General features: G+C 43.6%; 21 protein-coding genes and 2 riboswitches. Of the genes, 20 read left to right on the plus strand and 1 reads right to left on the minus strand.

What is annotated here, in order from left to right; all coding sequences use genetic code 11:
• Nucleotides 1-107: 107 nt before the first annotated feature.
• Both MKY83_RS03150 and MKY83_RS03155 read left to right on the plus strand, forming a co-directional pair.
• Nucleotides 108-653 carry an RNA polymerase sigma factor gene (locus MKY83_RS03150; protein ID WP_265208817.1) on the plus strand — a complete coding sequence of 182 codons (546 nt, stop codon included), beginning with the start codon at nucleotides 108-110 and terminating at the stop codon, nucleotides 651-653.
• A complete protein-coding gene (locus tag MKY83_RS03155) occupies nucleotides 622-2,067 on the plus strand; it encodes a DUF4179 domain-containing protein (RefSeq protein WP_342488137.1) in 1,446 nt (481 codons plus the stop codon). Before MKY83_RS03150 ends, MKY83_RS03155 begins: the two co-directional genes overlap by 32 nt.
• A 19-nt stretch (nucleotides 2,068-2,086) precedes the next feature.
• Here the strand turns inward: MKY83_RS03155 and MKY83_RS03160 are convergent, their stop codons facing one another.
• Nucleotides 2,087-3,274 carry an MFS transporter gene (locus MKY83_RS03160; RefSeq protein ID WP_342488139.1) on the minus strand — a complete coding sequence of 396 codons (1,188 nt, stop codon included), beginning with the start codon at nucleotides 3,272-3,274 and terminating at the stop codon, nucleotides 2,087-2,089.
• Between the two features lie 101 nt (nucleotides 3,275-3,375).
• On the opposite strand from MKY83_RS03160, the gene MKY83_RS03165 reads away from it, so the two are divergent.
• The 18 genes from MKY83_RS03165 (at nucleotide 3,376) to MKY83_RS03250 (ending at nucleotide 21,542) form a co-directional block, all read left to right on the plus strand.
• Nucleotides 3,376-4,272, plus strand: coding sequence for a LysR family transcriptional regulator (locus MKY83_RS03165; RefSeq protein WP_185107471.1), 897 nt, complete (start codon nucleotides 3,376-3,378; stop codon nucleotides 4,270-4,272).
• 115 nt (nucleotides 4,273-4,387) lie between these two features.
• Nucleotides 4,388-4,489, plus strand: a riboswitch (purine riboswitch).
• A 144-nt stretch (nucleotides 4,490-4,633) separates the two neighbouring features.
• Complete coding sequence (locus MKY83_RS03170) at nucleotides 4,634-5,959, plus strand: NCS2 family permease (RefSeq protein ID WP_185107473.1); 1,326 nt, start codon at nucleotides 4,634-4,636, stop codon at nucleotides 5,957-5,959.
• Between the two features lie 364 nt (nucleotides 5,960-6,323).
• Nucleotides 6,324-7,124, plus strand: coding sequence for a hypothetical protein (locus MKY83_RS03175; RefSeq protein WP_342488142.1), 801 nt, complete (start codon nucleotides 6,324-6,326; stop codon nucleotides 7,122-7,124).
• Between the two features lie 206 nt (nucleotides 7,125-7,330).
• Entirely contained in the window at nucleotides 7,331-7,885 is a 555-nt protein-coding gene (locus tag MKY83_RS03180; RefSeq protein ID WP_003214176.1) for a DUF2179 domain-containing protein, read from the plus strand.
• Entirely contained in the window at nucleotides 7,882-8,082 is a 201-nt protein-coding gene (locus MKY83_RS03185; protein WP_044141514.1) for an NETI motif-containing protein, read from the plus strand. Before MKY83_RS03180 ends, MKY83_RS03185 begins: the two co-directional genes overlap by 4 nt.
• A 79-nt stretch (nucleotides 8,083-8,161) precedes the next feature.
• A riboswitch (purine riboswitch) is annotated at nucleotides 8,162-8,263 on the plus strand.
• 169 nt (nucleotides 8,264-8,432) lie between these two features.
• Nucleotides 8,433-8,921, plus strand: a complete 489-nt coding sequence (purE, locus tag MKY83_RS03190) for a 5-(carboxyamino)imidazole ribonucleotide mutase (RefSeq protein WP_268507778.1) — start codon at nucleotides 8,433-8,435, stop codon at nucleotides 8,919-8,921.
• Nucleotides 8,914-10,056 (plus strand): 5-(carboxyamino)imidazole ribonucleotide synthase, encoded by a 1,143-nt coding sequence (gene purK / locus MKY83_RS03195; RefSeq protein WP_342488145.1) that lies wholly within the window; start codon nucleotides 8,914-8,916, stop codon nucleotides 10,054-10,056. Before purE ends, purK begins: the two co-directional genes overlap by 8 nt.
• Complete coding sequence (gene purB, locus MKY83_RS03200; protein ID WP_044141516.1) at nucleotides 10,053-11,348, plus strand: adenylosuccinate lyase; 1,296 nt, start codon at nucleotides 10,053-10,055, stop codon at nucleotides 11,346-11,348. Before purK ends, purB begins: the two co-directional genes overlap by 4 nt.
• 72 nt (nucleotides 11,349-11,420) lie before the next feature.
• The gene (gene purC / locus MKY83_RS03205; protein WP_044141517.1) at nucleotides 11,421-12,143 is read left to right on the plus strand and encodes a phosphoribosylaminoimidazolesuccinocarboxamide synthase; all 723 of its coding nucleotides are present in this window, start codon (nucleotides 11,421-11,423) and stop codon (nucleotides 12,141-12,143) included.
• On the plus strand, nucleotides 12,136-12,390 hold the full coding sequence (gene purS, locus MKY83_RS03210) for a phosphoribosylformylglycinamidine synthase subunit PurS (RefSeq protein ID WP_003214349.1): 255 nt from the start codon (nucleotides 12,136-12,138) through the stop codon (nucleotides 12,388-12,390). Before purC ends, purS begins: the two co-directional genes overlap by 8 nt.
• Nucleotides 12,387-13,070: a phosphoribosylformylglycinamidine synthase subunit PurQ gene (gene purQ / locus MKY83_RS03215; RefSeq protein WP_065099147.1), complete on the plus strand. Its 684-nt coding sequence runs from the start codon at nucleotides 12,387-12,389 to the stop codon at nucleotides 13,068-13,070. Before purS ends, purQ begins: the two co-directional genes overlap by 4 nt.
• A complete protein-coding gene (gene purL / locus MKY83_RS03220) occupies nucleotides 13,054-15,285 on the plus strand; it encodes a phosphoribosylformylglycinamidine synthase subunit PurL (RefSeq protein ID WP_265208822.1) in 2,232 nt (743 codons plus the stop codon). Before purQ ends, purL begins: the two co-directional genes overlap by 17 nt.
• Entirely contained in the window at nucleotides 15,261-16,691 is a 1,431-nt protein-coding gene (gene purF / locus MKY83_RS03225) for an amidophosphoribosyltransferase (protein ID WP_111912232.1), read from the plus strand. Before purL ends, purF begins: the two co-directional genes overlap by 25 nt.
• Before the next feature lie 95 nt (nucleotides 16,692-16,786).
• On the plus strand, nucleotides 16,787-17,827 hold the full coding sequence (purM, locus tag MKY83_RS03230; RefSeq protein ID WP_342488147.1) for a phosphoribosylformylglycinamidine cyclo-ligase: 1,041 nt from the start codon (nucleotides 16,787-16,789) through the stop codon (nucleotides 17,825-17,827).
• The gene (gene purN, locus MKY83_RS03235; RefSeq protein ID WP_342488148.1) at nucleotides 17,824-18,393 is read left to right on the plus strand and encodes a phosphoribosylglycinamide formyltransferase; all 570 of its coding nucleotides are present in this window, start codon (nucleotides 17,824-17,826) and stop codon (nucleotides 18,391-18,393) included. The genes purM and purN overlap by 4 nt, the downstream gene beginning before the upstream one ends.
• A gap of 15 nt (nucleotides 18,394-18,408) precedes the next feature.
• A complete protein-coding gene (gene purH, locus MKY83_RS03240) occupies nucleotides 18,409-19,947 on the plus strand; it encodes a bifunctional phosphoribosylaminoimidazolecarboxamide formyltransferase/IMP cyclohydrolase (RefSeq protein WP_342488149.1) in 1,539 nt (512 codons plus the stop codon).
• A 12-nt stretch (nucleotides 19,948-19,959) separates the two neighbouring features.
• Nucleotides 19,960-21,234 carry a phosphoribosylamine--glycine ligase gene (purD, locus tag MKY83_RS03245; RefSeq protein WP_342488150.1) on the plus strand — a complete coding sequence of 425 codons (1,275 nt, stop codon included), beginning with the start codon at nucleotides 19,960-19,962 and terminating at the stop codon, nucleotides 21,232-21,234.
• A gap of 113 nt (nucleotides 21,235-21,347) precedes the next feature.
• Nucleotides 21,348-21,542: a hypothetical protein gene (locus MKY83_RS03250; protein WP_106066658.1), complete on the plus strand. Its 195-nt coding sequence runs from the start codon at nucleotides 21,348-21,350 to the stop codon at nucleotides 21,540-21,542.
• Nucleotide 21,543 lies beyond the last annotated feature (1 nt).

Below are 21,543 nucleotides of genomic sequence, written 5' to 3' on the forward strand. Positions count from 1 at the left end.
CTTCACTTTTTTGTTTTTGTCCGACATATGCTAAGTAAAAGAAATGTCCGTTTGTTGAAACCGTTTGAGAGAAAGCTTGCTCTAACAGGTGTAGGAGGTTGAGTGAGATGAAGCAAGTGCGTCTAATTAAAAAAGCACAAAAAGGGAATGTCCCGGCATTTGAGAAATTAATGCTGATGTATCAGGAGCGTTTATATAAAACGGCTTTTCTCTACACAAGAAATAAAGAGGATTCGTTAGATGCTGTTCAGGAGACGGTATTTAAAGCGTTTAAGCATCTATCTGGCTTAAAAGAACCAGCTTATTTTTCTAGCTGGCTGACGCGGATTTTGATTCATACGATTTTTGCAATGAAGAAAAAGCAGCAAGATGTTGTGCCGTTTGAACAGCAGCACGAAAGCGTTGAGCGGAATGATTTTTTGGAAGACAAATTAGATTTAAAACATGCTCTTGATGTGTTAGATGAGCAATACCAGATTGTGATTCAGCTATTTTATTTTCAAGATTATTCGATTTCGATGATTTCTCAGCAGATGGGTATGCCTGAAGGAACGGTCAAAACTCATTTGTATCGCGCAAGAAAGTTATTAAAGCAAACGTTGGAAGAGGAGGAGAGTGTCGATGGAACGAAAACAAATGAAAAAGCTTTATGATGAGATTGAAGTACCAATTGTGGAAGTAACCTCTGCGGTTCGCCAAGCAATAGGAGATGTGAAAGCGGAAAAGAAAAGACGTTGGTTCACATGGAATTGGAGAACGCCAATATACTCTGTCATCATACTAATCGTTCTTTATTTTTCATCAGGCTTCCTTTTCCCTTCTCTTAATACAGCGATGGCACGTGTCCCGATTATTGGACAGTTTTATATGATGTTTCACGATAAAGTAGGAATGTCTCTTTTTCAGAGTGATTTGGTGAAGCATGTCAATGAGGGGGCTGAATCAAGAGGGGTTACTGTGAAAGTAAACAGTGTGTACTATGATGCCGGGCGGCTTGTTTATACGTTTACTGTGGAGAATTTCCAGACAAAAGAAGATTTTGTATCGTTCAGAGTGAATCCAGAAAAAATCGATGGAAACTTTCAACTGAATTTTGATAAAACAGAGTTAAAAAAATTAAAAGATGGCCGCTATGTTGGGCAGACGGAAGTCTATACAAATGGACAAACGATCAAACAAGGTCAACAAGTCCCGCTTGTTATTTCGAAGATTGGGGATATTGTAGGAAATTGGCGCTTCAAGTTACCTGTGGTCAAGCAAAAAACCACTTTATTAGCGGGACAAAAAGACGTGTCTATTTTAAATGGACGTTATCAAATAAGAAACGTAAAGGTAGAAAATGGAGTGAATGGCTCTGCTACTCAATATGCCATTGATTATAATGGTTTTGCCAAAGATGATAAAGTCAGTATAGATGGAATGAAGGATAATTTAGGGAATGAGTATGAGCTTGAGATTGGAACCGTTTTAAGAAAAAAACAACTGACTTCTGACAAAACTAGAAAAGATCATTTGACGATTTTGAATCAACCGATTAATCCAAAGGCGACTGAATTGACATTTTACACGGATGTGAGAAACGAACGAGAATACAGCCACATTATTCCTCTTCAGACAAAGCTGCCTGTTCAGTTCAAAACAAAGCATCATGGCATCGGAATCAAAATCAATAAGATAGAGCAAAAAGACCGATCTGTGATGGTTGATTATCAATTTACTGGAGTAGATCAAAAAGAATTAGATCAGGATGTGATGGAGAATATAGGTGAATTCATTGGATTAGGCGATGTTGAAAAGATGAAATCATGGCCCGATCCACAAGCAGACTATGAAAGCGGATATTACTTGAAGGGGAACCATGCGAAGATGACGAATTTAAAGACAGCTTCCATGCAATCCACCTTTGAATTTGATGATAAGAATTTAGAGACTTTATCATTAAACCATTTTTCTTTTAAAGAATATGGGCTTTACCTTGATTTGTCAGAACTGAATATGTTGGCACCACAGAAAGCGATAACGGTAACCATTCCAGTCAAAAAAGAAACATCAAAGGCTAGTCAATAAAATAAGAGAGCGAACATGGTTATCCATGTTCGCTTTTTGTCTGCTTTTGGACCAGTCGATTACGATGGAACGAGTATCGAATCAACATGAACGCAACAAAACTGGCTAAACCGCCAATCCAGCTTAAGTTCGTGACATTTGTATATTGTATAATCACACCGCCCATTGACGATCCGAGCATCATGCCGATATTCATAATCGCTGTATTAAAGCTCAGTACGGTTTCTGATGCATGGGGTTTTAGAGAGATGAGGTAAAACTGCTTCGCTGGAGTTGTTGTCCATGTTGCGATGCCCCATATGGCTAATGTGATAAAGACGCTAATTGTAGAAAATTGTGTAAAAAATAGGGTGAATAGAGCGAGCATCTGAATCATGATGCTGATCGAGATGGTTCGGTTTGGTCCCCATTGATCAACGGCGAAGCCGCCAAATCGTGAGCCTATAAAAGCAGCGATTCCTAAAATGAGTAAGGCGATACTTGTCATTTCAAGAGAGAAGCCAGCGGTCTGTCGTAATAAAGGTGAGATATAAGTGAACACCATTGTGTAGCCTAAGATCCAAAAGACGGTCGTGGCTAAGCCGCTGATCACCCTGCTATCTTGAAGGAGATGTAATTGCTGCTTCAATGGCAGATGTGAATGTCCCTCCATGCGTGGCAGTAATTGATAAAGCAGTAGTAAAAGACAAGCAGTACCTAGTGCAATGATGAGAAAAATATAGTGCCAATCCACATGACCTGATAGAAATGTGCCAATAGGGACACCAAGTACGAGTGAAACGGTAAAACCAGTAATGACCGTCGCCATTGCACTTCCCTTTTTTTCTGGAGGGGCGATCTGCGCTGCATAATTCGTGGCGACGACAATATATAAGCCGCCACTCATGGCCATGATGACTCGGGATAGCAGGAGTAGCATAAAGTGATGGCTAAGAAAGGCGACCACATTGCCTAAAATAAACACAAAAATAGCCGATAACAGAACCTTTTTTCGGTTCAATTTCGATGTTGCCATCACTAAAAAGAGAGCACCTACTGCATAAAAGAGAGAGTAAACGGTGATAAGCTGCCCGGCAGCAGGAATGGAGATGTTTAAATCAACAGAAATCATATCTAGAATGCCTGACACGACGAATTCTGAAGTGCCTGTGACGAATGAACCGACAGCTAAAAGAATAATCAATAACTGATGTGATGTGTTTTTCATTTTTGAACCCTTCCTTCAATTTGATACGTTGTATTTAGTTTAAATTCCGTGCTAACATAAGTAAAATTGATGTTTTTCATGAAGGAGATGAGTGAATACTCATGAGCTTTGTTCGCTTTGATATTATTGCAAAAGTGGTCGAGCTTGGCAGCTTTACCGCAGCAGCTGAAGCATTAAATATGACGCAGTCCGCGGTCAGTCATGCGGTGGCGAGTTTAGAAACGGAGTGGGATGTGTCCTTATTCATTCGTGATCGAAAAAAGGGCATCATGCTGACAGACATCGGTCAAACGCTTCTCCCGCATATTAGAGAAGTGTTAAATAGGGTGGAGAAGATCCAGCAGGAGATTGCGTTAACGAAAAATATCGAAACGGGCTTGATTCGTATCGGTACATTTGCCAGTGCATCTGCTTGTTTATTACCTAAGCTGCTTGTGAGCTATCAGAAAAAGCATCCGAAAATCGAATTTAAATTTTATGAGGGGACGTATGAAGAAATATTGGAGTGGCTGGACTCTGGCATCATTGATGTTGGATTTGTTGTGAAAGGCTATGCGGATGAAGCCTTTGACTTGTTGCCGCTGATCAAAGATGAGATGGTGGTCGCCTATCATCCAAATCATCGATTTCACCGGCAGTCCATTGTAGACATCACAGATTTGGCGGATGAACCATTTATTATGCCGACTGGCATGTATCAATCACATGTAGAGGATATATTTTCTGATGCTCAATTGAAGCCAGCTACTTTATTTGAAGTACACGATTGTACGACCATTGCTCGTATGGTCGGAGAAGGACTTGGTGTCACGATAGGTCCTGAGCTGTTTTTAAAAACGCAGCAGCTTGTGCACATTCGAAAGTTGAATGTCTCTCATCACCGTGAGGTTGCACTTGCCTGTCCGTCTCTCTCCCAAGCTTCTCCGGCAGTGAAAGAGTTTTTCCATGTAGCCGCAGCAGTTTTTGCAAAAGAGAAGGATTTGGAGAAGGATGTATAAAGAACTAGATGTGATTTTCCAAATTCGTGTAATAAGACGAATGAAGCGGACATTTCTTTGAAAAATGTTCGCTTTTCGTATTGTGTTTTAAAAATGAAGTTGGTACAATAGACACAGAAATCAAATAGATAGAAGTCGTATAATAGCGGGGATATGGCCCGCAAGTTTCTACCAAGCTACCGTAAATAGCTTGACTACGTCAATTCACACTCGTTTGATATAAATCATGCATTGTTCTTGTTTTATGTCACCGTCTGAATTCACATATGTAGTCAAGCGTCCCAAAACTGTTGGGGCGTTTTTTATTTGACTTGTGAATGGGGCAGACTAAAGCAAAAGGACATGAAGGGAGTCAGTTGGCTTGAAACAGTTTTTTCAGTTTGATGAGTTAGGAACGAATTACCGCAGAGAAATCATCGGTGGTTTAACCACATTTTTGTCGATGGCTTACATTCTGTTTGTCAATCCGATCACACTTGCTTTAGTAGCAGTACCGGATTTTCCAGATAAATTACGAATTGATCAGGGTGCTGTCTTTACAGCGACGGCGTTAGCCTCTGCCGCAGGGTGTATTCTGATGGGGCTAATTGCCAGGTATCCGATTGCGATTGCACCAGGTATGGGCTTGAATGCCTTTTTCGCCTTCTCGGTTGTTCTTGGCATGGGCATCACATGGGAAGCAGCACTTTCTGGTGTATTTGTTTCAGGATTGATTTTCGTTGCCCTTTCTTTAACAGGTTTCCGTGAAAAAATCATCAATGCCATTCCGGCTGAGCTGAAACTGGCGGTTGGTGCAGGTATTGGTCTATTCATTACGTTTGTCGGTCTGCAAGGCTCTGGCATTATTGCCAATAATGATAATACGCTCGTTTCGATTGGAAACATTCATAGTGGTCCTGTCTTATTAACGGTGTTTGGTATCGTGGTGACTGTCATTTTAATGGTTCTGCGAGTAAATGCAGGTGTCTTCATTGGGATGCTTGTGACAGCTATTGCAGGAATGATTGTTGGTCTTATCCCAGTTCCGACGCAAATTGTGGGAAGTATTCCAAGCTTATCTCCAACCTTTGGACAAGCCTTGATTCACTTGCCAGACATTTTCTCGATTCAAATGCTTGTCGTGATTTTAACGTTTTTATTCGTTGGGTTCTTTGATACAGCAGGAACGCTTGTGGCTGTTGCAACCCAAGCTGGTTTAATGAAAAATAATGAGCTGCCGCGTGCAGGAAGAGCACTTCTAGCGGATTCATCTTCAATCGTTGTAGGTTCTGTCCTTGGAACATCGACAACAACATCTTATGTTGAATCTAGCTCAGGTGTTGCGGCTGGTGCTCGTTCTGGTTTTGCAGCTGTCGTGACAGGTATTTTCTTCTTGCTTGCGATGTTCTTCTCGCCGCTTTTATCCATCGTTACATCGAATGTGACAGCACCTGCTTTGATTATTGTGGGTGCACTGATGGTCGCTCCGCTTGCGAAGATTGCATGGGATCGTTTTGAAATTGCCGTACCAGCGTTCTTAACGATGATTATGATGCCACTCACATACAGTATTGCAACAGGGATTGCGGTTGGCTTTATTTTCTACCCGATTACGATGATCTTTAAAGGGAAAGCCAAAGAAGTACATCCGATTATGTACGGATTGTTTGTGATCTTTATTCTCTACTTTGCTTTCTTAAATCATTAATTGTTGACAAAGGGTTAAAATGATCTTTATTTTAGCCCTTTGTTTTCTTTCAGCGTGATAAAAAACCTTTGAAGTCTAGGGGCGCGGAGTGAATTTGATATTCGTGAGCACCAGCGCGCAGGACTGACAAAGAATGCGAGGGTTTGTCGACACGCTGAAACAGCAGCTCATGGAAGCTGCTGTTTTTTTGTTTTGTCTTATTTTCTTGGCATTTTAAAACCTCTGCTGCCTTTTATCCGTCTATTCGTATGAACGTCAAGGAATCTTGACTGAACAGAGAGACTCCGCTACTTTAAGAGGAGTCATCCGAATAGGTCATTCGTATGAGCCTATAAGGATTGTGCTGGATAGGAGTTGATATGAGATGTTAGAAAAGGATCAAGAGCAAAGTACATCAGACTTAAAAAATGAAGAGCCATCAATAGATCAAGAAACGAGGCAATCCCGCCTTAGCAGAAGCGCCGCAAAACGTGGAAGAACGTCGAAAGTAAAAGCAGCAGCGGATGATGAGCGTTCTGCCATTCAGCGTATGCTACAAGGTGTAGGAGGCGCGTTTAAGCGCTATGGCTCATATGGACTTGCGATGTTAAAATCACCGAGTCGGTCCATCAATCAAGCGGAAACATTACGCATGAAGTACGCCTGGATCTCGATTGTGTTATTCAGCGTGTTTTTTGCTTTAGGCAACTATGTTCAATTAAAGGCGTCAAAGACTCGTTTATTAGGCTTTGGCATTCATTACTCTTTTGGTGACGCCTTTTTGAGGGTAGCGGTCTTTACACTCATTCTGCTCACATTGATGATGCTGACCGTCTGGTTACTCGGTAAGTACATGCTAAAAGGAAACATATCACTGAAAGAAGTGATCATGAAGTTTGGTGCCGCACTTGTACCGGTTTTGGTTTTATCCATCCTTTGGCTTGTATTTGCCATGCTGAATATTCCATATGTGACGGTCATTTTATCTGTGATGATGTTTTTTGGTCTCCAGTTGATTGCGGTCGTACTGTTTCGCTCGATTCAATCGGAGCATGAAGCGGTGCGCGGTGATTTGATGTATGCCGGCTGGATCTTTTTATTGGTGGAGCTTGTCATCATTGCACTGCTCTGGGGCATTGTCGGAGAGTATTTGATTCCATCACTTGTGCCTGTTCGATTTGGATAATACACACACTGAAAACCTCCTTTTTTGAAAAAGGAGGTTTTCATGTTGAGAAGAGGAAAAAACGGGTAAACTCTTGGTAACAAAGACCACCTTTCTTGTCGAAAGATATATGTGTTTTTCTCGCGCAAATTTGATTGTATCAAGGTATGTTCTCTAGTAGAATATGGGGTGCTTTATTTGATTTTTTAGTGCAGGGGGTTCGAATCGTGCTTCAACAACTTTTATCCAATGCGTTCACCATGGTTTTGATCATTTTAGTCATTAATATTGTCTATGTCTCTTTTTCCACCATGCGTTTGATTTTAACAATGAAAGGAAGACGGTACGCAGCTGCATTTGCTGGTACGATTGAAATGCTTATTTATGTGATTGGATTAAGTATCGTACTTGATAACTTAGATCAAATCCAAAATGTCATTGCGTATGCGCTAGGTTATGGGATGGGGATCATTGTCGGGATGAAAATTGAAGAGAAGCTGGCACTTGGCTACACAACTGTTAACGTGATCACAAAAGAATTAGATGTCGATCTCCCAAGACAATTGAGAGAAAAAGGATATGGTGTCACCACCTGGGCAGCAGGCGGTCTTGAAGGAGACCGGTCAGCAATGCAAATTTTAACACCGAGAAAATATGAATTGCAATTATATGAAACGATTAAAACGCTTGATTCAAAGGCGTTTATCATTTCTTATGAGCCCAAATCAATTCACGGCGGCTTCTGGGTGAAGGCTGTGAAGAAAAGGAGAATTAAAGAATGACCGCAAAACCAAAGAAGAAAAAATTCTATGTGGAAGACAACATGTCGATCGATCAAGTGTTGTCCCAGATGGCAGCGGAAGGCTACTCGCCTGTCCGACGAATGGAGGAGCCGGTTTTTCAAGAAAAGAAGGAAAATGGGTCGATTCAGATCATTCCGGTTGGGAAAAAAATCGTATTCGAAGGAAAAATAGTCTAAATCCGAACATTAAAACGACGACTTCATAGATTGTTCGATAAATCCGTTGACATCATGAACATCCGTTGTTAAGATAAACATGAATTCAAAACACGAACCTCATATAATCTTGGGAATATGGCCCATAAGTTTCTACCCAGTTACCGTAAATGACTGGACTATGCAGGATAGTGAACAAAACTGACATGGCGTTTCAAAAGCGAACAGCGCTTACCATGGCCCGGTTTGTGTTGCTTCCTAACAATGCAATGCAAATCGGGCTTTTTTGTTCGGCGTTTGACAAGCTGCTTAGGTTTGGGAAGCGTGTCAAACGATACAAAATCGAATATCAGCTTAAAGGTGGGGACAAAATGAAGCCGCTTGTAGGTGTCATCATGGGAAGTACATCTGATTGGAAAACAATGAAACATGCGTGCGATATCTTAGAGGAATTAGACATTCCGTATGAAAAACAGGTAGTATCCGCACACCGGACACCTGACTTGATGTTTGAATATGCGACAGAAGCAAGAGGTAAAGGACTAAAAGTCATCATTGCCGGTGCTGGAGGCGCAGCACATTTACCGGGGATGGTCGCAGCGAAAACGACACTGCCGGTCATTGGTGTGCCCGTACAATCAAAAGCACTAAATGGACTGGATTCCTTATTATCCATCGTTCAAATGCCAGGCGGTGTACCAGTTGCGACAGTGGCGATTGGCAAAGCCGGTGCAACAAATGCAGGGCTTCTAGCTGCACAAATGATTTCAGCATTTGATGAAACAATCGCTGCTCGCCTTGAAGAAAGAAGAGAGCAAACAAAACAGACTGTACTAGAAAGCAGTGATCAGCTTGGCTAAGCAGACCATTTTTCCAAACGCAACCATCGGTATTATCGGCGGAGGACAGCTTGGCAGATATATGGCCGTCAGCGCAAAGCAAATGGGGTACCGGGCAGCTGTCTTAGACCCAGTCGCACAATCTCCTTGTGGACAGGTTGCTGATACAGAAATCACAGCTGCATATAGTGACCTGGATGGAATCAGACAGCTCGCAGAAATCAGCGATGTCGTGACATATGAATTTGAAAATATTGATTATGATGCACTTAATCAATTGAAGGAAGAAGCCAATTTACCGCAAGGAAGTGAACTTCTTCTTTTAACTCAAAATCGTGAAACGGAGAAAAAAGGGATTGTAGATGCAGGCTGTGAAGTCGCGCCTTATCGTATCATTCATGATGAAAAAGAGCTGGAAGACGCAGTAACCGTAGTTAGTTTGCCAGCCGTTCTGAAAACATGCAGAGGCGGCTACGATGGAAAAGGGCAGTATGTGATCAAGGAAATAGGACAGCTTCATGAAGCAACTGCATTGCTCACACATGGAACTTGTGTTTTAGAAAGCTGGGTCCCATTTCAAATGGAGCTCTCGGTCATCGTCACTCGTTCTATTCATGGGGAGATTGCGGTATTCCCTGTCGCTGAGAACATTCATAAGCACAACATTTTGTTCCAGAGCATTGTGCCTGCAAGAGTTGATGAAAGCATTCAGGAGAAGGCAAAAGTGCTGGCAACGACACTGGCTGAAAAGCTGGGGCTAGTGGGTACACTTGCTGTAGAACTGTTCCTGACAAACGAAGGAGAACTGCTCGTCAATGAACTGGCGCCTCGCCCGCATAATTCTGGTCATTATACGCTCGATTTATGTGAGACGAGTCAGTTTGAACAGCACGTTCGCGCGATATGCGGTTTGCCGCTTGGCGGTACAGCCCTTTTATCAGAGGGCATGATGGTGAACTTATTAGGCGATGAAGTAGACATCCCAAAAGAGCATCCAGAGCTTCTCAAAGAAGCGAAGCTTTATCTATATGGAAAGCATGAAGTAAAAGCCGGCCGCAAAATGGGGCATATGACATTTATGAAACAGCTTGATGATGAATGGATGACAAACATCACAAAGATATGGACTGAAAGAGATGGAGGAAACGGGAAATGATCGAACGTTACGCACGACCAGAAATGTCAGCAATCTGGACAGAGGAAAACAAATTTAATGCATGGCTTGAAGTAGAAATTCTCGCTTGTGAAGCTTGGGCAGAGCTCGGCGTTATTCCAAAAGAAGACGTTGTGACCATGCGCAAGAATGCAAGCTTTGATATTGATCGTATTCTAGAGATTGAACAAGACACGCGCCATGACGTGGTTGCCTTTACGCGTGCTGTATCTGAATCTCTAGGAGAAGAAAGAAAGTGGGTTCATTACGGGTTAACCTCTACAGACGTAGTGGATACGGCGCTTTCATATCTATTAAAACAGGCGAACGATATCTTGCTCAAGGACATTGAGAGATTTGTTGACATCCTAAAAGAAAAAGCAAAAGAGCACAAATATACCGTCATGATGGGCCGTACACACGGTGTACACGCTGAACCGACAACATTTGGCCTGAAGCTTGGTCTTTGGTACGAAGAAATGAAGCGTAACCTAGAACGTTTTAAACAAGCAAAAGCTGGCATTGAATTCGGCAAAATTTCTGGAGCTGTTGGCACATATGCGAACATCGACCCGTTTGTTGAGCAATATGTATGTGAGAAGCTTGGCATCAAAGCTGCACCAATCTCAACCCAAACCTTGCAGCGTGATCGTCATGCCGATTACATGGCAACTCTTGCACTCGTCGCAACAAGCATTGAGAAATTTGCTGTTGAAATTCGTGGACTTCAAAAGAGTGAAACACGTGAAGTAGAAGAGTTCTTTGCAAAAGGACAAAAAGGATCATCAGCAATGCCGCATAAACGCAACCCAATCGGCTCTGAAAATATGACGGGAATTGCCCGCGTCATCCGTGGATATATGCTGACAGCTTATGAAAATGTACCACTTTGGCATGAGCGTGATATTTCTCATTCGTCTGCTGAACGCATCATTTTACCAGATGCAACGATTGCACTGAACTACATGCTAAACCGTTTCTCAAACATTGTGAAAAACTTGACGGTCTTCCCTGAGAACATGAAACGCAACATGGACCGCACACTTGGCTTGATTTACTCACAGCGCGTTCTTCTTGCATTAATCGATACAGGCATGGCACGTGAAGAGGCATATGATACGGTTCAGCCGAAGGCAATGGAAGCGTGGGAAAAGCAAGTGCATTTCCGTTCATTAGTAGAAGCGGAAGAAAAAATCACATCACGCTTAACACCTGAACAAATCGCTGACTGCTTCGATTACAACTATCACTTGAAAAATGTCGATATGATTTTCGAACGTCTAGGTCTTGCGTAAGAAATGGGTCGCCTGCTCGTCAGGTGCCCAATCCTGAAAATTGCCAACATTCAAATTAGGAGGCCAACCTGAATGACTGTGAAACAAGAACTTCTCTACGAAGGCAAAGCGAAAAAAATCTATCAGACCGATGACGAGCATATTCTATATGTCGAATATAAAGACTCAGCGACAGCATTTAACGGCGAAAAGAAAGCTGAAATCGAAGGCAAGGGCAGACTGAATAACGAAATTTCAAGCTTAATCTTTCAAATGCTGCATGAGAAAGGGATCAACAATCACTTTGTGAAACGCCTTTCTGAAACAAAGCAGCTCATTCAAAAGGTGCAGATTGTGCCGCTTGAAGTCGTTGTACGAAATGTGGTGGCAGGCAGTATGTCAAAGCGCCTTGGCATTCCAGAGGGAACAAAACTGGATACACCATTGATCGAGTTTTACTACAAAGATGATGCACTCGGCGATCCGCTCATTACAGAAGATCATATTCGCATTTTAGATGCAGCGACACCAGAGCAGGTCGAGGAAATGAAGCAGATCACAAGACAAGTAAATGAAGAGTTAAAGCAAATCTTCTCAGACTGCCATGTGAATTTAATTGATTTCAAACTTGAATTCGGAATAGATCACGAGAATCGTATTTTGCTAGCTGATGAGATTTCACCTGATACGTGCAGGCTTTGGGACAAAGATACAAACGAAAAGCTTGATAAAGACGTGTTCAGACGAAACCTGGGCGGCTTAACAAATGCATACGAAGAAATTTTCAAAAGACTTGGAGGCCATAAACATGTATAAAGTGAAAATTTTTGTCAGCTTAAAAGAGAGCGTTCTTGATCCACAAGGAAGTGCCGTGCAGCACGCCTTGCACAGCATGTCTTATCAGGAAGTAAAGGATGTCCGTATCGGGAAATACATGGAGCTTGTCATTGAAAAATCAGATCGTGATTTAGACACAGTCGTCAAAGAAATGTGTGAAAAATTACTGGCCAATACGGTGATTGAAGATTACCGCTATGAGGTGGAGGAGGTTGTCGCACAGTGAAGTTTGCAGTGATCGTCTTGCCTGGCTCTAACTGTGATATCGATATGTACCATGCGATTCAAGATGAGTTAGGTGAACAAGTTGAATATGTATGGCACGACGAAACGAGTCTAGACGGATTTGACGGTGTACTCGTACCAGGCGGTTTCTCTTATGGGGATTACTTAAGATGTGGTGCGATTGCTCGCTTTTCAAACATTATGCCAGCGGTGAAAAAAGCAGCTGCGGAAGGAAAACCTGTTCTCGGTGTTTGTAACGGGTTCCAAATTCTTCAGGAGCTTGGCATTCTTCCGGGTGCGATGAGACGAAATAAAGACTTGAAATTTATCTGTCGTCCAGTTGAACTCATTGTAGAGAACAACGAAACGCAATTTACAAGCGGCTATCAAAAAGGCGAATCCATTTTGGTTCCTGTAGCGCACGGTGAAGGCAACTTCTACTGTGATGAAGGCACTTTAGCAAAGCTTATTGAAAATAACCAAATCGCTTTCACTTACGGAGACGATATTAACGGCAGTGTCAATCGAATTGCAGGTATTACGAATGAAGAGGGCAATGTACTCGGCATGATGCCGCACCCTGAGCGCGCGGTGGATACATTACTAGGCAGCGCAGACGGACTTAAATTGTTTCAATCTATCGTGAAAAATTGGAGGGACACTCATGTCACTACTGCTTGAACCAAGTCACAAGCAAATTAAAGAAGAGAAATTGTATCAGCAAATGGGATTGAGTGATGAAGAATTCGCTTTAATCGAATCCATTATTGGCAGGCTGCCAAACTACACAGAAACGGGTATTTTTTCTGTCATGTGGTCAGAGCATTGCAGTTATAAAAACTCAAAGCCTGTTTTAAGCAAATTCCCGACAAAAGGAGAGCATGTTCTTCAAGGTCCTGGGGAAGGCGCTGGAATCGTTGATATTGGAGACAACCAAGCGGTTGTATTTAAAATCGAATCACATAACCATCCATCTGCGATTGAACCGTATCAAGGAGCAGCTACTGGTGTCGGCGGAATTATCCGTGATGTATTCTCCATGGGTGCGCGTCCAATTGCTGTACTAAACTCTCTTCGTTTTGGTGAACTGACTTCACCGCGCGTGAAGTACTTGTTTGAAGAAGTAGTGGCAGGGATCGCAGGCTATGGAAACTGTATCGGAATTCCTACAGTCGGCGGAGAAGTTCATTTTGATCAAAGCTATGAAGGCAATCCGCTTGTGAATGCGATGTGTGTTGGATTAATCAACCATGAGGACATCAAAAAAGGGCAGGCAAAAGGTGTCGGCAACACGGTGATGTACGTTGGTGCTAAAACGGGACGTGACGGTATTCACGGTGCAACATTTGCGTCTGAAGAATTTTCCGATGAATCAGAAGAAAAACGTTCAGCTGTTCAAGTCGGCGATCCATTCATGGAAAAACTGCTGCTTGAAGCGTGCCTTGAAGTCATCAAAAACGATGCGCTCGTTGGGATTCAAGATATGGGTGCGGCTGGCTTAACAAGCTCAAGTGCGGAAATGGCGAGTAAAGCAGGTTCTGGTATTGAGATGAATCTAGACCTCATTCCACAGCGTGAAACAGGCATGTCCGCATACGAAATGATGCTGTCTGAATCGCAAGAGAGAATGCTTCTGGTCATTGAAAAAGGCCGTGAGCAAGAAATCATTGATATTTTCGAAAAATACGATCTTGAAGCAGTATCAGTCGGTCATGTGACAGACGATAAAATGCTTCGTTTACTCCATCAAGGGGAAGTGGTATGTGAGCTTCCTGTTGACGCTCTTGCAGAAGAAGCACCGGTTTATCATAAGCCGTCAAGCGAGCCTGCATACTATCGTGAGTTTTTAGAAACAAAAGTGGAAGCTCCAGCGATCACAGATGCGGCTCAGACATTAAAGCAGCTCCTTCAGCAGCCAACGATTGCAAGTAAAGAATGGGTCTATGATCAGTATGACTACATGGTTCGGACAAATACCGTCGTTGCACCGGGCTCTGATGCGGGCGTACTAAGAATTCGCGGAACGAAAAAAGCCCTAGCGATGACAACAGATTGTAACGCACGCTATCTCTACCTTGATCCAGAGGTCGGCGGGAAAATCGCCGTCGCAGAAGCAGCACGTAACATTGTCTGCTCAGGCGCTCGTCCACTAGCAGTGACAGATAACCTAAACTTCGGTAACCCGGAGAAACCAGAAATTTTCTGGCAAATTGAAAAATCTGCTGACGGGATTAGCGAAGCATGCCGCACGCTAAGCACACCAGTTATCGGTGGGAACGTCTCTTTATATAATGAATCAAATGGAACAGCGATTTATCCAACACCAGTCATTGGGATGGTTGGTTTGGTTGAAGATACTGCTCATATTACGACTCAATCGTTCCAGCAGGCTGGCGATGTGATTTTCGTCATTGGTGAGACGAAGGAAGAATTTGCAGGCAGTGAGCTTCAAAAGATGACAGAAGGCCGTATTTACGGAAAAGCACCAGAAATTGATTTGAACGTAGAGCTTTCGCGTCAAGAAGCTCTGCTAGCCGCGATTCAAAACGGTCTCGTTCAATCAGCACACGATGTATCTGAAGGCGGACTTGGTGTAGCACTTGCTGAAAGTACATTTGGAACTGACGGGCTTGGTGCAGATATCCAAATCAATTTAAACAGTGAAGCTTCATTATTCAGTGAAACACAGTCACGTTTTGTCGTCACAGTTAAACCGGAGCACCGCGAAGCGTTTGCTGCGGCGGTCAAAGATGCGAAAGAAGTAGGAACGGTTACAAATGATGGTGTGTTTACTGTCAAAAATCAAGAAGGACAACAATGGATTCATGCAGCGGTCAACGAGCTTGAACGTGCATGGAAAGGAGCGATCCCATGCTTGCTGAAATCAGAGGCTTAAATGAAGAGTGTGGTGTCTTTGGGGTTTGGGGACACGAAGAAGCCCCGCAAATCACATATTACGGATTGCATAGCCTTCAGCACCGAGGACAAGAAGGTGCGGGAATCATTGCAACAGATGGTGAGAACCTGACGTCACACAAAGGCCTTGGACTGATTACGGAAGTCTTTCAAAACGGTGAGCTAAAGGATTTGAAAGGAAGAGGAGCGATTGGACACGTTCGGTATGCGACAGCAGGCGGAGGCGGCTTTGAAAATGTGCAGCCCCTCTTCTTCCGTTCGCAAAACAATGGCAGCCTAGCCCTTGCTCATAATGGGAATTTAGTAAATGCAACGCAGTTAAAGCAGCAGCTAGAGAACCAAGGGAGTATTTTTCAGACCTCTTCTGATACCGAAGTGCTGGCTCATTTAATTAAACGCAGCGGGCATATGGAATTAAAGGAGCAGATCAAAAATGCACTGTCCATGCTTAAGGGAGCATATGCTTTCTTAATCATGACGGAAACAGAAATGATCGTGGCGCTTGATCCGAACGGCTTACGCCCACTTTCACTTGGTATGCTTGGGGATGCTTATGTTGTCGCTTCTGAAACATGTGCATTTGATGTCGTCGGTGCCACGTATTTACGTGATGTGGAGCCTGGCGAAATGCTGATCATTAATGACGAAGGCCTCAAATCTGAACGCTTCTCGATGAACATTAACCGCAGCATGTGCAGCATGGAATACATTTATTTCTCAAGACCTGACAGCAATATCAACGGCATCAATGTGCATAGTGCGAGAAAGAGTCTTGGCAAAAAGCTTGCTGAGGAAGCGCATGTCGAAGCAGATGTTGTGACAGGTGTACCAGATTCCAGTATTTCTGCAGCGATTGGATATGCCGAAGCAACAGGTATTCCGTATGAGCTCGGTTTGATTAAAAACCGTTATGTTGGCCGGACGTTTATCCAGCCGTCTCAAGCATTGCGTGAGCAGGGCGTACGGATGAAGCTGTCTGCTGTGCGCGGTGTAGTCGAAGGAAAGCGTGTCGTGATGGTGGATGATTCCATCGTACGCGGGACAACGAGCCGCAGAATTGTCACGATGCTAAGAGAAGCGGGTGCGACGGAAGTCCATGTACGCATTAGTTCACCGCCAATCGCACACCCGTGTTTTTATGGAATTGATACATCCACACACGAAGAGCTGATTGCTTCTTCTCATTCAGTGGAAGAAATTAGACAGGAAATCGGTGCAGACTCCATTGCATTTTTATCTGTAGACGGTTTAATGGATGGGATTGGCAGGAAGTATGATGATCCGCAACGCGGTCAGTGTTTAGCATGCTTTACTGGGAAATACCCGACTGAAATATATGAAGATACAGTTCTTCCGCATGTGAAGGAAACAGTCCTGACGAAATAATCGAATAAAGGAGCAGCAGTCAAGATGAGTTGATATGCTGCTCTTTCATTCTGCCGACAATACATGGAAAGCAGCAGCTAAAAGGAGTGAATGGGATGTCAGAAGCATATAAAAACGCCGGTGTCGACATCGAAGCAGTGTACGAAGCCGTCAAACGAATGAAAACACACGTAGAACGTACAAAACGAGCAGGTGTCATGGGCGCTCTAGGTGGATTTGGCGGTATGTTTGATCTATCTGAGCTGCCATACAAAAAGCCCGTTCTTGTTTCAGGAACAGATGGTGTCGGAACGAAATTAAAGCTTGCCTTTTTAATGGATAAACACGATACGATCGGCGTCGATGCCGTGGCCATGTGTGTCAACGATGTGCTTGCACAAGGGGCAGAACCGCTCTTTTTCTTAGATTACTTAGCCGTTGGAAAAGCAGATCCGGTAAAAATTGAATCCATTGTCAAAGGTGTGGCTGACGGATGTGAGCAGTCTGGTTCAGCACTTGTCGGCGGTGAGACAGCCGAAATGCCAGGTCTTTACACAGAAGAAGAATATGATATTGCTGGTTTTTCGGTAGGTGTCGTTGAAAAGGACGAAATCGTGACAGGAGACAGCATCAAAGAGGGACATTTGCTCATTGGACTCAGCTCAAGTGGAATTCATAGCAATGGATACTCTCTCGTTCGTAAAGTCTTGCTGGAAGACGCTGGTCTTGACCTGCACCAAACGTATGAACCTTTTACAAGACCGCTCGGTGAAGAGCTTCTTGAACCGACAAAAATTTATGTGAAGCCCGTACTCAAACAAGTAAAAGCCGGCAAAGTTGACGGCATGGCACATGTGACAGGCGGCGGTTTTATTGAGAATTTACCACGTATGCTGCCAGAAGGTCTTGGCGTTGAGATTGATAACGGCTCATGGCCAGTACCACCCATTTTCTCCTTTATCCAAGAAAAGGGTCAGTTGAAGGCAGAAGAGATGTTCAACGTGTTTAATATGGGCATTGGCTTTGTCCTAGCTGTAAAAGAGGACGATCTTGTGGATGTGATTAGTGAGCTTGAACAAGATGGAGAGAAAGCATTTCTCATCGGACGTGTTCAAAAAGGAGAAGGTGTCACATTCGGCGGTGGAAGCCTCTCATGAAGAAGTTTGCGATCTTCGCCTCTGGAAGCGGGACGAACTTTCAAGCCATTATAGATACGTTAAAAGAAGAAGGGTGGCAGGCTGAAGCCGCCATTGTGATTTGTGATAAACCGGGTGCAAAGGTGCTGGAGCGTGCTGAGAAAGAGGGCATTCCCTCCTTTGCTTTTACCCCGAAGGCTTTTCCGAATAAAGCCGCTTTTGAACAAACGATCATCGAACAACTGAGGCTTCATGAAGTAGAATGGGTTTTCCTTGCTGGGTATATGAGACTGATCGGTCCGACATTACTTGAAGCATACAGAGGGAAAATCGTGAATATCCACCCATCCTTGCTGCCAGCCTTCCCAGGGCTTGATGCCATTGGACAAGCCTATCAAGCAGGCGTCAAAGTGGCAGGCATCACCGTCCATTTTGTCGATGAAGGGATGGATACAGGTCCGATTATTGACCAAGCCGCGATTTACATTGAACAAGGGGAAGACCTTGAATCGATTGAAAAAAGAATGCATGAACTAGAACACACACTATATCCAAAAGTGATCAAATCACTTTTAGAATTATCTTAATGAGGTGACGAAGGCATGACGATCAAACGCGCATTAATCAGTGTTTCTGATAAAACAAATCTTGTACCTTTTGTGAAAGAATTAACAGAACTTGGCGTTGAAGTGATTTCAACTGGAGGTACACATAAGCTTCTTCAAGAGAACGGCATTGATGTCATTGGGATTTCTGAAGTCACTGGATTCCCTGAAATCATGGACGGACGACTCAAAACGCTTCACCCGAACATTCATGGTGGATTATTGGCAGTGAGAGAAAACGATGAGCATATGGCACAGATTGAAAAGCATGGCATTCAGCCGATTGATCTTGTTGTCGTGAATCTCTATCCATTCAAAGAGACGATCTCAAAAGACGATGTGACGTATGAAGAAGCGATTGAAAACATTGATATTGGCGGACCGGGAATGCTTCGTGCGGCATCAAAAAACCACCAAGACGTAACAGTGATTGTCGATCCTCGTGATTATGATACAGTCGTTCAGCAAATCAAAGAAGGCGGCGTGTCGCTAGAGAAAAAACGTGAGCTTGCGGCGAAGGTATTCCGTCATACGGCTGCTTATGATGCCCTTATTGCGGATTATTTAACGAACTATGTTGGCGAAACGGAGCCAGAGCAGTTCACCGTCACGTTTGAGAAAAAACAATTCCTTCGTTATGGAGAAAACCCGCACCAAGCGGCGACTTTCTATGAAAATGCTCTTCCAAGCAAAGGCTCTTTAGCTACTGCAACGCAATTACACGGAAAAGAGCTTTCCTACAACAACATCAAAGATGCAGATGCAGCTCTTCAAATCGTACGTGAATTTACGGAGCCAGCGGCTGTGGCTGTAAAACATATGAATCCGTGCGGCGTTGGTACAGGAGAAACGATTGCAGAAGCCTTTGACCGTGCATTCAAAGCAGATGAAACCTCTATTTTTGGCGGCATTGTGGCGCTTAACCGTGAAGTAGACAAACAAACAGCTGAGGTGCTGCATACGATTTTCTTAGAAATCGTCATCGCCCCATCCTTTAGCCAAGAAGCACTTGACGTGTTAACAGCGAAAAAGAACCTTCGTCTATTAACACTAGATGTAGAAGCGAATCTTGAGAAAAAAGAAAAGCAGCTGACAAGTGTCCATGGCGGACTGCTCGTGCAGGATATTGACACGTACGGCTTAGAGGAAGCAACCATCTCTATTCCAACGAAAAGAGAACCAACAGAAGACGAATGGAAAGATTTAAAGCTTGCATGGAAAGTCGTCAAGCATGTGAAATCAAATGCGATTGTCCTTGCGAAGGATCAAATGACAGCAGGTATCGGTGCTGGTCAAATGAACCGTGTCGGCTCAGCAAACATTGCGATTAAGCAAGCAGGCGAAAAGGCGAAAGGAAGCGCTCTAGGCTCTGATGCGTTCTTCCCAATGGGCGATACAGTGGAAGCTGCTGCGAAGGCAGGCGTTACAGCGATCATCCAGCCAGGTGGTTCCATTCGTGATGAAGAATCAATTCAAAAAGCAGATGAATACGGCATCGCCATGGTCTTCACTGGCGTTAGACATTTCAAACATTAAGGGGATGACAGTGTGAACGTATTAATTATCGGCAGAGGCGGAAGAGAGCATACCATCGCATGGAAAGTGAACCAAAGTGAACTTGTCAGCCAAGTATTTGTCGCACCCGGCAATGATGGAATGACAGATGCTGCGAAACTTGTCCCAATCGACGAAGGTGATCATGAGGCGTTAATTCGTTTTGCAAAAGACAATAAAATCGGCTTAACGATTGTCGGTCCAGAGGTTCCTTTAATTGCAGGTGTCGTCGATGCATTTGAAGAGGCAGGTCTAAAGGTATTTGGACCAAATGCAAAAGCTGCGGTTATTGAAGGCTCAAAGGAATTTGCAAAAGACTTAATGAAAAACTATGAGATCCCGACCGCCGCTTACGCTACCTTCACATCGTTTGAAGAAGCGAAGGCTTATGTGGAAGAAAAGGGTGCGCCGATTGTCATTAAAGCAGACGGTCTTGCAGCAGGAAAAGGCGTGACCGTTGCGATGACACTTGAAGAGGCGATCGACTGTCTGCACGACTTTTTAGAGGATGAAAAGTTTGGCGATGCAAGTGCTTCTGTCGTCATCGAGGAATTTTTAACAGGCGAGGAATTTTCACTGATGGCCTTTGTTAATGGAGAAAAGGTGTACCCAATGGTGATCGCGCAAGATCACAAACGGGCATTTGAAGATGACAAAGGACCGAATACCGGCGGAATGGGCGCTTATTCACCAGTTCCGCAAATTTCAGATGAAGTTGTCCAAAAAGCTGTTGAAGATGTCGTCAAACCGGCTGCTCGCGCAATGGTGCAGGAAGAGCGTCCGTTTACAGGCATTTTATATGCAGGCTTAATGCTGACACCAGAAGGCTCAAAGGTCATTGAATTCAATGCACGCTTTGGCGATCCCGAAACGCAGGTTGTTCTCCCTCGTCTTGAATCAGATCTAGTCCAAGTATTCCTCGATATTCTAGATGGAAAAGATGTGGACTTACAGTGGAAAGACACTGCGGCTGTCAGTGTGGTTCTTGCTTCAGAAGGATACCCGGAGGACTACGCAAAAGGCGCGCCAATCGGCGCTTTGCAAACAACGGTCTCTGATGTCGTGACCTTCCACGCAGGAACAAAAAAAGAAAACGATCAATTCGTCACAAATGGCGGCCGTGTAGCAAATGTGACGGCATTTGACGACACATTTGAAGCGGCAAGATCAAGAGTGTATGAAGCGGTTGAAGAAATCATTCAGCCAGGTCTATTTTATCGCCGTGACATTGGTGCCCGTGCGCTGAAGGCTGCGGGGAAAACCGTTTAATCAAAACACCTTTCTATCTGACGAGATGGAAAGGTGTTTTTTGTTCATGAGAAGGGATGCCGATTGAAAATGAAGAAGTAGTATGGGATCACGAATAGATATAGGGAGGAAACATGGAAATCAAAGCATTTATTATCTTTGCAATCGTCATACTTATTTTATTTCTAATAACTATAAATAACATCATGTTGATTGCCATTAAGCAAAATAAATTGAAAAAAAGCTTAGCCATTAGCTATATGATCATTTCGATTTTTTCTGGCATCGCTATTTCTGCATTTTTAATTTGGAAGTTTTTCATTAGCTAAG

Source organism: Bacillus sp. FSL M8-0266 (genome assembly GCF_038613425.1).
GTDB lineage: Bacteria > Bacillota > Bacilli > Bacillales > Bacillaceae > Bacillus > Bacillus pumilus.

What these genes read in the sequence shown, in the direction of transcription:
- MKY83_RS03150 (WP_265208817.1), top strand. Translation starts at nt 108, where the DNA reads ATGAAGCAAGTGCGTCTAATTAAAAAAGCACAAAAAGGGAATGTCCCG.
- MKY83_RS03155 (WP_342488137.1), top strand. Translation starts at nt 622, where the DNA reads ATGGAACGAAAACAAATGAAAAAGCTTTATGATGAGATTGAAGTACCA.
- MKY83_RS03160 (WP_342488139.1), bottom strand. Translation starts at nt 3,274, where the DNA reads ATGAAAAACACATCACATCAGTTATTGATTATTCTTTTAGCTGTCGGT.
- MKY83_RS03165 (WP_185107471.1), top strand. Translation starts at nt 3,376, where the DNA reads ATGAGCTTTGTTCGCTTTGATATTATTGCAAAAGTGGTCGAGCTTGGC.
- MKY83_RS03175 (WP_342488142.1), top strand. Translation starts at nt 6,324, where the DNA reads ATGTTAGAAAAGGATCAAGAGCAAAGTACATCAGACTTAAAAAATGAA.
- MKY83_RS03185 (WP_044141514.1), top strand. Translation starts at nt 7,882, where the DNA reads ATGACCGCAAAACCAAAGAAGAAAAAATTCTATGTGGAAGACAACATG.
- purE (WP_268507778.1), top strand. Translation starts at nt 8,433, where the DNA reads ATGAAGCCGCTTGTAGGTGTCATCATGGGAAGTACATCTGATTGGAAA.
- purB (WP_044141516.1), top strand. Translation starts at nt 10,053, where the DNA reads ATGATCGAACGTTACGCACGACCAGAAATGTCAGCAATCTGGACAGAG.
- purC (WP_044141517.1), top strand. Translation starts at nt 11,421, where the DNA reads ATGACTGTGAAACAAGAACTTCTCTACGAAGGCAAAGCGAAAAAAATC.
- purS (WP_003214349.1), top strand. Translation starts at nt 12,136, where the DNA reads ATGTATAAAGTGAAAATTTTTGTCAGCTTAAAAGAGAGCGTTCTTGAT.
- purL (WP_265208822.1), top strand. Translation starts at nt 13,054, where the DNA reads ATGTCACTACTGCTTGAACCAAGTCACAAGCAAATTAAAGAAGAGAAA.
- purF (WP_111912232.1), top strand. Translation starts at nt 15,261, where the DNA reads ATGCTTGCTGAAATCAGAGGCTTAAATGAAGAGTGTGGTGTCTTTGGG.
- purM (WP_342488147.1), top strand. Translation starts at nt 16,787, where the DNA reads ATGTCAGAAGCATATAAAAACGCCGGTGTCGACATCGAAGCAGTGTAC.
- purN (WP_342488148.1), top strand. Translation starts at nt 17,824, where the DNA reads ATGAAGAAGTTTGCGATCTTCGCCTCTGGAAGCGGGACGAACTTTCAA.
- purH (WP_342488149.1), top strand. Translation starts at nt 18,409, where the DNA reads ATGACGATCAAACGCGCATTAATCAGTGTTTCTGATAAAACAAATCTT.
- MKY83_RS03250 (WP_106066658.1), top strand. Translation starts at nt 21,348, where the DNA reads ATGGAAATCAAAGCATTTATTATCTTTGCAATCGTCATACTTATTTTA.